The organism is Streptomyces sp. TAA204 (genome assembly GCF_000424965.1).
In genome coordinates this window covers 97,520-109,561 of sequence record NZ_AUKW01000001.1, presented here as the reverse complement: position 1 = coordinate 109,561, position 12,042 = coordinate 97,520, and the positions used below count along the sequence as shown (strand labels likewise).

Below are 12,042 nucleotides of genomic sequence, written 5' to 3'. Positions count from 1 at the left end.
ACGACGGGCCGACCGGGGCATGTCCCCGCGCCCGTTAGGCTCTGGTGCAGTAAGCCAGCCACTTCACGAAGGAGACCCTCGTGCCGTCCATCGACGTCGTCGTAGCCCGCGAGATTCTCGACTCGCGAGGCAATCCCACGGTCGAGGTCGAGGTCGGCCTCGACGACGGCAGCACCGGACGTGCCGCCGTCCCGTCGGGCGCCTCGACCGGAGCTTTCGAGGCACTCGAACTCCGCGACGGTGACACGGGCCGCTACGGCGGCAAGGGCGTCGAGAAGGCCGTGCTCGCCGTCATCGAGCAGATCGGCCCGGAGCTGGTGGGCTACGACGCCACCGAGCAGCGCCTCATCGACCAGGCGATGTTCGACCTGGACGCCACGGCCGACAAGTCCTCGCTCGGCGCCAACGCCATCCTCGGTGTCTCGCTGGCCGTCGCGCACGCCGCTTCCGAGGCCTCCGACCTGCCGCTGTTCCGCTACCTCGGCGGTCCCAACGCGCACCTGCTGCCGGTCCCGATGATGAACATCCTCAACGGCGGCTCCCACGCGGACTCCAACGTGGACATCCAGGAGTTCATGATCGCGCCGGTCGGCGCCGAGTCCTTCTCCGAGGCGCTGCGCTGGGGCACTGAGACCTACCACGCGCTCAAGGGCGTACTGAAGGAGCGCGGCCTGGCCACCGGTCTGGGCGACGAGGGCGGTTTCGCGCCGAACCTCGGCTCCAACCGCGAGGCGCTGGACCTGATCGTCGAGGCCATCCAGAAGGCCGGCTACAACGTCGGCCAGGACATCGCCCTCGCGCTGGACGTCGCCGCGTCCGAGTTCTACAAGGACGGTGTCTACTCCTTCGAGGGCAAGGACCGCACCGCCGCGGACATGACGGACTACTACGGTGAACTCGTCGACGCCTACCCGCTGGTGTCCATCGAGGACCCGCTGTACGAGGACGACTGGGCCGGCTGGCAGACCATCACGGAGAAGCTCGGCGGCAAGGTCCAGCTCGTGGGCGACGACCTCTTCGTCACCAACCCCGAGCGGCTCTCCCGCGGCATCGAGGACGGCGCCGCCAACGCCCTGCTGGTCAAGGTGAACCAGATCGGTTCCCTCACCGAGACGCTGGATGCCGTGGAGCTGGCCCAGCGCAGCGGCTTCAAGTGCATGATGTCGCACCGCTCCGGCGAGACCGAGGACGTCACCATCGCCGACCTCGCCGTCGCCACCAACTGCGGCCAGATCAAGACCGGTGCCCCGGCCCGTTCCGAGCGCGTCGCGAAGTACAACCAGCTGCTGCGCATCGAGGAGATCCTCGACGACGCCGCCGTCTACGCCGGCCGCAGCGCCTTCCCCCGCTACAAGGGCTGAGCAACACACCGGGCTGTCGTGCCGCTTCGCGCGGACAGGCCGTCGCTGCGCCCGTCCCCGCCGCCGTTCCCGTACGGTGGCGGGGGCTTCGGCCCTCGGCTCAGGGACCGCTGACAGGGGAGACAGGGGAGGAACGTGCCCGCGGATCGGTTCTCCACCGCGACCAGGCTCAGAGCGCTCGGCGCGCAGGCCGCCGAGCGGGTCTACCGCGCCCGGGGCCGCACCGTGCGGAAGCCGCGCCGCAGCCGTCTGACCGGACGTGCCGCGCTGCTGGCGCTGGTCGTCTGCTCCCTCGTCGTCGTACTGGCCTACCCGATGCGCCAGTACGTCTCGCAGCGTTCGGAGATCGCCGAGCAGCAGCGTCAGGCGGAGCACGCACGGAAAGAGGTCAAGCGGCTGCGCGAGTTGCGGGCACGGTGGCAGGACCCGGCGTTCGTCGAGCAACGCGCCCGTGAGCACCTGCACTTCGTGCGTCCCGGGGAGACCGGCTACACGGTGCGCGACGGTACGGGCGGTGCGCGGCGCCCGGCGGACCGGAGCCCCGACCGCCCCTGGTACCAGAACCTCTGGGACGGTGTGGACGAGGCCGACGGAGCCGGGGAGCCGGGCGGTTCCGGCGAGGACCGCTGACGTCCCGCCCGCCAGCCCGGTCGGCCCGCCCGGCCCGGCCCCGCCGCCCCCCGGCGCCCGCTGCGCCGGCCGTACGCGCCACCGGCACGAACGTCCCTCATCCGCACCCCGCGTACGATCCTGTCCGCGACACCGCCCCGCCTTCCGGAAAGAGCCCCGACACCGATGGACACGCCTCCGCCGCAGACCGAGCCCACCTCCCCCACGGAAGCGGATGTGGCCGCGTTCCAGGAGCAGTTGGGACGGCCGCCCCGTGGTCTGCGTGCCATCGCGCACCGCTGCCCGTGCGGTCTGCCGGACGTCGTGGAGACGGCGCCCCGGCTGGAGGACGGCACGCCGTTCCCCACCACGTACTACCTGACCTGCCCCCGCGCCTCGTCCGCGATCGGCACGCTGGAGGCGAACGGGGTGATGCGCGAGATGACGGAGCGGCTGGCCCGGGACGAGGATCTGGCCGCGGCCTACCGTGCCGCGCACGAGGACTACCTCGCCCGGCGCGACGCCATCGAGGTGCTGTCCGGCTTCCCCAGTGCGGGCGGCATGCCGGACCGCGTGAAGTGTCTGCACGTGCTCGTCGCGCACTCGCTGGTCGCCGGCCCGGGCGTCAACCCGCTCGGTGACGAGGCGCTGGCGATGCTGCCGGAGTGGTGGGCCAAGGGGCCCTGCGTGCCGCCGCCCGTGGCGACCGGCGGCGCCGGGGGTGCGGCCGGGGCAGCTCCCGCCGGGGACTGACCCCGGGCTCTCCCGGGTGCCCCGGGCGCCCCGGGCGCACCCGGCGGGGCACCCTCGGACACGTACTCCACCCGCTCCTCAGCACCGCAGGAGGCGGCGGAGGCGGTGTAGGCGGTGGAGGCGGGACGTGGCGCACCGGCGCGCGCATACGCTGGGAGCCCGAACCGTCGTGAGGAGAGCCATGACCCGCGTCGCCGCCGTGGACTGCGGTACCAACTCGATCCGGCTGCTGGTGGCCGACGCAGACCCTCTCACCGGTGAGCTGAAGTCGCTGGTGCGGCGGATGGAGATCGTCCGTCTCGGTCAGGGCGTGGACCGTACGGGCCGCCTCGCGCCCGAGGCGCTGCAGCGTACGTTCACCGCGTGCAGGGAGTACGCACGCGCGGTCGAGGAGCACGGCGCGGAGCGCCTGCGCTTCGTCGCCACCTCCGCCTCGCGGGACGCGGACAACCGGGACGAGTTCGTCTCGGGCGTGGTGGACATCCTCGGTGTCGAGCCGGAGGTCGTCACCGGCGGCCAGGAGGCGGAGTTCTCCTTCACCGGCGCCACCCGGGAGCTGGCGGGCAGGCCCGATCTGGAGCAGCCGTATCTCGTCGTGGACATCGGCGGCGGCTCCACCGAGTTCGTCGTCGGCGCGGACCGGGTGGAAGCGGCCCGTTCCGTGGACATCGGCTGTGTGCGGCTCACGGAGCGCCATCAGCTCTCCGACCCGGTCACGCCGGGGGAGGTCCGGGCGATGCGGGAGGACATCGCCTCAGCGCTCGATCTGGCGGAGCAGACGGTTCCGCTGGCCGGTGCCCGTACTCTCGTCGGGCTCGCGGGCACGGTCACCACGGTCGGCGGTATCGCGCTCGGCCTGGACGCCTACGACCCGTCCGCCATCCATCACGCCCGGGTCTCCGCCGAGCAGGTCGCCGGGATCGCGGAGCGGCTGCTTTTCGCCAGTCACGGGGAACGGGCGGCGATTCCGGTCATGCACCCCGGCCGGGTGGACGTGATCGGTGCGGGGGCGCTCATACTGCTGGCGATCATGGAGCGTACGGGGGCGGGGGAGGTCGTCGTCAGTGAGCACGACATCCTCGACGGCATTGCGTGGAGCCTCACTTGAGCGGGCGCTGTCTCTGTTGAAGGGGGTTCCGGGCGGCTGCGGGACACTCTCCCCGAAGAGTCTCGTGAAATAATTCACTTGGAAAAGTCCCTCGTCGGACGCAGATCACACCCGTTCGGGGGTGATGTGAAGTCCGCGAGCAGGGGGCGCCGGGAGAACGGCGAATTTCAGCCGCGTTACGGCGGTGTCGCCACTCGGAGAAGCTTCTCGTGGCGGAGGCGATAAGCGCAGCTCACGGTGTGGGCGGGGGCACTGTGGGGCTCATCGGTCCTGTGGGGGTCCGGTCGCCTCCGATGCGTGGCCGCGCAGTGTAGCAGGGAGCGCACCCATGCTTGTGAAGCCCCTCACGAGGTCACCCCCCGCTGGAGGTGGATACTCGATGGCATGAGCACCACGGAGCGTCCCCGAATCCTCGTAGTGGGCGGCGGGTACGTCGGCTTGTACGCGGCGCGCCGCATCCTGAAGAAGCTGCGCTACGGCGAGGCGACGGTCACCGTCGTCGACCCCCGCTCGTACATGACGTACCAGCCCTTCCTGCCCGAAGCCGCCGCCGGAAGCATCTCTCCCCGGCACGTCGTGGTCCCGCTGAGGCGCGTGCTGCCCAGGGCCGAGGTCCTCACCGGCCGCGTCACCACCGTCGACCAGGACCGCAGGGTCGCCACCGTCGCGCCGCTGGTCGGCGAGGCCTACGACCTGCCCTTCGACTACCTCGTCATCGCCATGGGCGCCGTCTCCCGCACCTTCCCCATCCCCGGCCTGGCCGAGAACGGCATCGGCATGAAGGGCGTCGAGGAGGCCATCGGCCTGCGCAACCACGTGCTGGAGCAGCTGGACAAGGCCGACTCCACCGTCGACGAGGACGTCCGGCGCCGGGCGCTGACCTTCGTCTTCGTCGGCGGCGGCTTCGCCGGCGCCGAGACCATCGGCGAGGTCGAGGACATGGCCCGCGACGCAGCCAAGTACTACCCGAGCGTCAAGCGTGAGGACATGCGCTTCATCCTCGTGGACGCCGCTCCCGGCATCCTGCCCGAGGTCGGCCCGAAGCTGGGCGAGTGGGGCCTGGAGCACCTGCGCAGCCGCGGCGTCGAGGTCTACCTCAGCACCTCGATGGACTCCTGCGTAGGTGGCCACGTCGTGCTCGGCAACGGCCTCGAGGTCGACTCCAGCACGATCGTGTGGACCGCCGGCGTCAAGCCCAATCCGGCGCTCGCGCGCTTCGGCCTGCCGCTGGGCCCCAAGGGCCACGTGGACGTCGACGCCGCCATGCAGGTCCGCGGCACGGACAACGTCTGGGCCGCCGGCGACAACGCGCAGGTCCCGGACCTCGCGGCGGACAAGGACGGGGCGTCCTTCTGCCCGCCCAACGCGCAGCACGCGCTGCGCCAGGCCAGGGCGCTCGGCGACAACGTCATCTCCGGCCTCCGCGGCTTCCCGCAGGGCGACTACAAGCACGCGAACAAGGGCGCGGTGGCCGGCCTCGGCCTGCACAAGGGCGTCGCGATGATCGTCCTCGGCGGGGCGAGGATCCGGCTCAGGGGCCGCCTCGCCTGGTACATGCACCGCGGCTACCACGGTCTTGCGGTGCCCACCTGGAACCGTAAGATCCGCGTCTTCGCGGACTGGACGCTGGGCATGTTCCTCAAGCGGGAGGTCGTCTCGCTCGGCGCGATGGAGCACCCGCGCGAGGAGTTCTACGAGGCTGCCTCCCCGGTGACCGCCGCGGCGGCGGAAGAGGCCGCGGCGGAGCGCAAGACCCGGGTGAAGGAGAGCCGCGCACAGCACGAGGAGCACCGCCAGGAGGCCAACGCTTCCTGACCCGGCGTGTGACCGGGTGACCTGACGCGCTGTACGGCATCCGCGCTGACGCGCGGTCAGTACGGCCGTGGGCTGGTGAGGTCACCGAAAAGCTCCCCGAAGGGGGCGTCCGCCATCCGTGGGGCGGGCGCCCCCTTCGTCATGCCTCGGCTGTTCCCGCGGGCTCTTCGAAGACCGCGCGCTGGACGGGGGTGACACGGCATAGTTTGCACAACAATCGTGTTGCATGTACGGGGTTCCACCCCTTCCTTCACGGAGGTGTGTGCAATGACCGATGTCGCGCCACGGCTCGCCCTTCTTGCCGAGAGGGCGCTTGGCGTTCCGCTTCCCATCCGGCTCCGTGCGTGGGACGGCAGCGAGGCCGGCCCTCCCGGCGCTCCCGTCCTTCGCGTACGCCACCGCCGTGCGCTGCGACGGGTTCTGTGGCGGCCCGGTGAACTCGGCCTCGCCCGTGCCTGGGTGGCCGGGGAACTCGACACCGACGGCGAGTTGTACGAACTGCTGGACCGGCTGGCCGGACTGCTGTGGGAGAAGGACGCGGCGGAGCCGCCCTCCCGCGGCATCCTGGCGCTCGCCCGCGACCCGGACGTGCGGGCCGCCGCCCGTGAACTGCTCGCTCTCGGCGGCCCGTTGCCGCCACCGCCGCCGCCCCGCGAGGAGACCCGGCGCCGCCGGGGCCTCCGGCACACCCGCGGCCGGGACCGCGAGGCGATCAGCCACCACTACGACGTGGGCAACGACTTCTACGCCTTGGTCCTCGGCCCGAGCATGGTCTACTCCTGCGCCTACTGGGAGCACCGGCCCCCGGGCCGCGGCAGGAGGGCGACCCTGGAGGACGCCCAGCAGGCCAAGCTCGACCTTGTCTGCCGCAAGCTGGCGCTGCGTCCCGGGCAGCGGCTGCTGGACGTGGGATGCGGATGGGGCTCGCTGGTGCTGCACGCGGCGCGCGAGTACGGCGTGCACGCCGTCGGCATCACGCTCTCCCAGGAGCAGGCCACCTTCGCGCGCAAGCGCGTGGCCGAGGAGGGGCTCACCGACCGGGTGGAGATCCGGGTGCAGGACTACCGGGAGGTGACCGACGGTCCGTACGAGGCCGTCGCCTCCATCGGCATGGCCGAGCACGTCGGCAAGGACCGCTACCGTCAGTACGCCGACGGCCTGTACGCGCTGCTCAGCCCCGGCGGGCGGCTGCTCAACCACCAGATCGCGCGCCGCCCCTGGCAGGACGAGTCGGCCTACGAGGTCGACGGTTTCATCGACGCGTACGTCTTCCCGGACGGTGAACTGGCGCCCCTGGCGCAGACGGTGGGCGTGCTGGAGGAGGCAGGCTTCGAGGTGCGGGACGTGGAGTCGCTGCGGGAGCACTACGCCCTGACGCTGCGCGCCTGGGTCGCCAACCTGGAGTCCGGGTTCCGGGAGGCCGCGGGTCTTACCTCGCCGGGACGCGCACGGGTGTGGAGGCTCTACATGGCGGCGTCGGCGCTCTCCTTCGAGCACAACCGCATCGGCGTCAACCAGGTCCTCGCGGTGCGCACTCCCGGCACCGGGGATTCCGGAATGCCGCTGCGTACGCGCGAGTGGCGTCCGGAGTGACGAGACCGCGACGGGACGGCGCACCGAGGGCGGTGTGCCGAGTGGCGGTTCACCGAGGGGCGGTGCACCGGAGGGGCGCGGGGCGGGTGACTCGTGGGCCGGCCCCGGCGGTGAGGTGCTGCCGTCACTCGTCCGTGTCGCCGAGGACGAGGACCTGAATCGCCAGGACGGCTGCTCCGCGCGCCCAGTCGTGGAAGTCGGAGACCTTCGTCTCCAGATTCACCGGCTGCGCGAGCGGGTGTCTGTGGGCGGCGACGGTTTCGTGCACGGTGCGGCCCGCCACGTCCATCAGTCCCACGCCCTCCCCGACGAGGAGGATCTTCTCCGGGAGGACGAAGTTGGCGATCTGGGCGATGAGGACGCCCAGTGCGCGAGCCGCCTCACCGACGAGGCGGGCCGCGGCGGGCTCGTCCCGTCGTGCGAGTCCGAGGATCTCCTCGTAGCCGACGGGCGTGCCCGTCGCGGCCCGCATCTGGTACTCGATGCTCGGGATGCTCAGCAGGGAGGTGGCGCTGCCGCGCTGCCCGTGCGGAGTCAGCGGGCCGTTCGGGTCGAGGATCCAGTGCTCTCCCATGTTGCGCCTGTCCTCGGGGGAGTGAACCGCCTCGCCGCCGATGACCAGCCCGTATCCGACACCGGCCCCGATGGTGAGGACCGCGAACCTCTCCAGGCCCCGCCCCGCCCCGAACCACGTCTCCGACTCGACCAGGGCCGCGACGTCGTTCTCCAGCACCACCGGGAGGCCGGTGCGCCGCTCCAGCAGCTCCGCGAAGGGCGCCTCCTGCCAGCTCAGGAACGGGGCGTCGGCGGCCACGGAGCGGTCCCGCACATGGCCTCCGACACCGACGCCGATTCCGGCGAGCTGCGGGAAGTCCTCGGCGAAGGACCGCACGATCGAGTGAGCCACATCGGCGACGGCTTCGGGCTCCCAGGACTCCAGCGGCCTCTCCTCGCGCCTTACGACCGTGCTCTTGAGCGTGGTCACCACCCCGTAGGCGGTGTCGCCGGTGATCTTCAGACCGACGAAGTGCCAGGGCGCGGTGACGATGTCCAGCGGGCGTTTGGGCCGCCCCTGGCCCACCGCGGCGGCCGGCCGGACGGGCGCGACCTCCTCCAGCAGCAGCCCCGAGTCGATCAGCGGCTTCGCGAGCCGGGTGAGGCTGCCGCCGGACATGCCGAGGCGGCGCGCGATCTCACTGCGGGAGCTCGGGCCGTTCTTGAGCACCTCGATCGCCACGGCCCGCTCCGCGGGCGTCAGCGGTCTCCAGCTGGGGGCTGAACTGCTCAACCAGGGCCTCCGGAGCGGTGATCGGGAGAGGGCCGGCAACGGACGCCGCCAGCTTAGGCGACGGATCGTAAGTTTCATCCGGAACTATACCCGGGGCGGCTTCACGGGGGAGTCGCATGATTGCGTCGGCTGTGCGATGCCTTGACACCCCGATGGCTTCCGCGTAGAAGTAAATCCGCCCGGGGAGAACCGCCCCGGAGCCGACGCGGACGAGGGGGTCTGCACATGGCCGTCATCAAGTCAGCGAGCGCGGCGTCACGCCGCGGGTCCGGTGACCTCTGGACAGCCCTCGCCTTCATCGCCCCGGCGATGCTGGGCTACCTCGTCTTCCTCGTGTGGCCGACGCTGCGCGGCGTCCAGCTGAGCTTCACCAGATTCGATCTGCTGACCCCGGCGGAGTGGGCCGGTCTCGACAACTACCGCCGGATGGTCAACGACCCGGTCTTCTGGGACTCGCTTGGCGTGACCCTGCACTATGTGGCGATCAACATCGGCGTCCAGACGGTCGTCGCGCTGCTGATAGCCGTGCTGATGCACCGGCTCACGCGATCCACCGTGCTGAGGGGGGTCGTCCTCGCGCCGTATCTGGTCTCCAACGTCGTCGCCGGGATCGTGTGGCTGTGGATACTCGATACGCAGCTCGGCGTGGGCAACGAGATCGTCGAGTGGTTCGGCTTCGAGCGGATCGCCTTCTTCGGCGACGCCACGTGGGCGATACCGACCATCGCCCTGATCAACGTCTGGCGGCACGTGGGCTACACGGCGCTGCTGATCTTCGCGGGCCTGCAGGCCATACCGTCCTCGGTCTACGAGGCGGGGCGTGTGGACGGGGCCGGTGAGGGGCGCATGTTCTGGTCCATCACGATGCCGCTGCTGCGGCCCGTCCTGTCACTGGTCCTGATCATCACCGTCATCGGCTCGTTCCAGGTCTTCGACACCGTCTCCGTCACCACCGACGGCAAGCCGGCCAACGCGACCAACGTTCTCCAGCTCTACATCTACGACCTCGCGTTCGGGCGCCTCCAGTTCGGATACGCCTCGACCATCTCGGTCGCGCTGATGCTCGTACTGACGGTCATCACGGTCGTGCAGTACCGGCTCACCCGCGCCGGCCAGTCGGACCTCGGCTGAGAAGGGAAGGTCTGCCGTGACCGCAACGACGACGTACGCCGGCACCGGGAGCGGGGCCGGTGCCCCGGCCGGTCCGCCGTCCCCCAGGGTGCGGAAGCGGCCCTCGCCCGGGCGGGTGCTCGCCTGGACGGCCATGATCGTGATCACCCTGATCACGCTGCTCCCGTTCTACTGGATGCTGCGAACGGCCTTCTCCACCAACACCGCTCTCGCCCAGAGCCCTGCCTCGCTGCTACCCGCGGACTTCAGCTTCGGCGGGTTCCTGCGGGTCTTCGGGCTGCAGAGCACCGAGGACGCGCTCGCCGAGGGAGGTGCCGGCGGATCGCTCGACTTCTGGCGCTACCTGGCCAACTCGGTGCTGGTCTCCACTCTGATCACGTTCTGCCAGGTGCTCTTCTCCGCGATGGCCGCCTACGCCTTCGCGCGGCTGCGCTGGCGGGGCCGGGACGCCGTCTTCGGCTTCGTGCTGGGCGGGCTGATGGTGCCCACCGTCTTCACACTCCTGCCGAACTTCGTACTGATCGAGGAAACCGGGCTGGTGGACAGCCTGTTCGGCATCGCGCTGCCGACGATGTTCATGACGCCCTTCGCCGTGTTCTTCCTGCGCCAGTTCTTCCTCAACGTCTCCCACGAGGTCGAGGAGGCGGCGCTCATCGACGGAGCGGGGCGGGTGAGGGTGTTCTTCCAGCTGATGCTGCCGATGTCCGCGGCACCCGTCGCGACGCTGAGCATCCTCACCTACATCACCGCCTGGAACGACTACTTCTGGCCGTTGATGGTCTCCTACAGCGGCAGCTCGCGGGTGCTCACCGTCGCGCTGAGCGTCTTCCGCGCGCAGACTCCCCAGACCGGCACCGACTGGGCCGGGCTGATGGCGGCCACCGTCGTCGCGGCCCTGCCGATGATCGTGCTCTTCGCCCTGCTGGCGAAGCGCATCGTCAACTCCATCGGGTTCAGCGGCATCAAGTGAAGGAGAGTGCGATGAGAGCGAAGGCGAAGAATTCCCGCCGCGGCCTGCTCACGACGGCGTGCGCGACCTCCCTCCTCACGCTGGCGCTGCCCGTCGCGGGATGCGCTCCGCAGACATCGTCCGGGGCGGAGAAGCGCACGGTCACCTACTGGATGTGGGACACCAACCAGCTGCCCTCCTACGAGGCGTGTGCCGCGGCCTTCCACAGGAAGAACCCCGGCCTGCGGGTGGACATCACCCAGATCGGCTGGGACTCCTACTGGACGAAGCTCACGGCGAGCTTCATCGCCGGGACGCAGCCGGACGTCTTCACCAACCACGTCACCAAGTACCCGCAGTACGCCGGGCTCGGCGTACTCAGCCCTCTCGACGAGCTGAAAGCCACCCGCCACATCGAGGCGTCCGACTTCCAGCCCGGACTGGCCCGGCCCTGGACCGGACAGGACGGTCACCGCTACGGCGCACCGAAGGACTGGGACACCGTCGCCCTCTTCTACGACAAGAAGCTGACGAAGGCGGCCGGCATCAGCGACGACGAACTGGACTCCCTGTCCTGGAACCCGCGCGACGGCGGCAGCTTCGAGAAGACCCTCGCCCGGCTGACCGTCGACGAGAACGGAAGAAGGGGTGACGAGCCGGGCTTCGACAAGGACAACGTGGAGCGGTACGGCCTGGCCACCAACGACGCCGGCGGGGACAACCACGGCCAGGCGCAGTGGAGTCCGTTCACCGGCTCCACGGGCTGGAAGTACACGGACAAGAACCCATGGGGAGAGCGCTACAACTACGATCACAAGAGTTTCCAGAGGACCCTCGACTGGTACTTCGGTCTCGCCGAGAAGGGCTACATGGCGCCGCTGGAGGACTACTCGGACACCAACCACCCCGAGACGCAGCTCGATTCGGGCAAGGCGGCCGTCGCTGTGCACGGCTCCTGGATGCTGAGCACGTTCGACGGCCTGGAGGGCGTCGAGCTGGGAATCGCCCCGACCCCGAAGGGGCCGACCGGGAAGCGGGCTTCGATGCTGGGCGGCCTGGCCGACTCGGTGACCAAGGGCGCCCGGAACAAGGCGGGCGCCGCGAAGTGGGTCGCCTTCCTCGCCTCGGACGAGTGCCAGAACCTGGTGGGCGACAAGGCCACGGTCTTCCCCGCCACCCGGGAGGGCACGGAGAGGGCCATCGCCACCCACCGCAAGAACGGCCTGGACGTCTCGCCCTTCACCCGGCACATCGAGGAGAGGACCGCCTTCTCCTTCCCCGTGACCGACTACCCCGCCGACATCAACGCGATCATGGTCCCCGCCATGCAGGAGATATACGCGGGGGACGCCCCCGCCTCCTCGCTGACCGAGACCAACAGGCAGATCAACTTCCTCTTCCAGCAGGACAACTGACGGCACGCACAGGAAAGGCT

At 70.4% G+C, this 12,042-nt stretch carries 10 protein-coding genes; 9 read left to right on the top strand and 1 reads right to left on the bottom strand.

Annotated features, from left to right (window positions below; genetic code table 11):
* The first annotated feature begins 80 nt into the window (after positions 1-80).
* From eno to H343_RS0100435, 6 genes are all read left to right on the top strand, one after another.
* Entirely contained in the window at positions 81-1,361 is a 1,281-nt protein-coding gene (eno, locus tag H343_RS0100460) for a phosphopyruvate hydratase (RefSeq protein WP_028429531.1), read from the top strand.
* 135 nt (positions 1,362-1,496) lie between these two features.
* Entirely contained in the window at positions 1,497-1,991 is a 495-nt protein-coding gene (locus tag H343_RS0100455; protein ID WP_028429530.1) for a septum formation initiator family protein, read from the top strand.
* Between the two features lie 165 nt (positions 1,992-2,156).
* Entirely contained in the window at positions 2,157-2,723 is a 567-nt protein-coding gene (locus H343_RS0100450) for a DUF501 domain-containing protein (protein WP_028429529.1), read from the top strand.
* 181 nt (positions 2,724-2,904) lie between these two features.
* Complete coding sequence (locus tag H343_RS0100445; protein ID WP_028429528.1) at positions 2,905-3,831, top strand: Ppx/GppA phosphatase family protein; 927 nt, start codon at positions 2,905-2,907, stop codon at positions 3,829-3,831.
* 384 nt (positions 3,832-4,215) lie between these two features.
* Entirely contained in the window at positions 4,216-5,646 is a 1,431-nt protein-coding gene (locus H343_RS0100440) for an NAD(P)/FAD-dependent oxidoreductase (protein WP_028429527.1), read from the top strand.
* A gap of 267 nt (positions 5,647-5,913) precedes the next feature.
* Positions 5,914-7,239: an SAM-dependent methyltransferase gene (locus H343_RS0100435; protein WP_028429526.1), complete on the top strand. Its 1,326-nt coding sequence runs from the start codon at positions 5,914-5,916 to the stop codon at positions 7,237-7,239.
* A 124-nt stretch (positions 7,240-7,363) separates the two neighbouring features.
* On the opposite strand, the gene H343_RS0100430 is transcribed toward H343_RS0100435, so the two are convergent.
* Positions 7,364-8,527: an ROK family transcriptional regulator gene (locus tag H343_RS0100430; RefSeq protein WP_028429525.1), complete on the bottom strand. Its 1,164-nt coding sequence runs from the start codon at positions 8,525-8,527 to the stop codon at positions 7,364-7,366.
* A 225-nt stretch (positions 8,528-8,752) separates the two neighbouring features.
* Between H343_RS0100430 and H343_RS0100425 the strand changes: the two genes are divergently transcribed.
* Genes H343_RS0100425 through H343_RS0100415 form a run of 3 tightly spaced genes read left to right on the top strand, consistent with a single transcriptional unit; the run spans position 8,753 to position 12,022 of the window.
* The gene (locus H343_RS0100425; protein WP_028429524.1) at positions 8,753-9,658 is read left to right on the top strand and encodes a carbohydrate ABC transporter permease; all 906 of its coding nucleotides are present in this window, start codon (positions 8,753-8,755) and stop codon (positions 9,656-9,658) included.
* A 16-nt stretch (positions 9,659-9,674) separates the two neighbouring features.
* Positions 9,675-10,628, top strand: a complete 954-nt coding sequence (locus H343_RS0100420; RefSeq protein ID WP_028429523.1) for an ABC transporter permease subunit — start codon at positions 9,675-9,677, stop codon at positions 10,626-10,628.
* 11 nt (positions 10,629-10,639) lie between these two features.
* Positions 10,640-12,022, top strand: a complete 1,383-nt coding sequence (locus H343_RS0100415) for an ABC transporter substrate-binding protein (RefSeq protein ID WP_078504890.1) — start codon at positions 10,640-10,642, stop codon at positions 12,020-12,022.
* Positions 12,023-12,042: the final 20 nt, after the last annotated feature.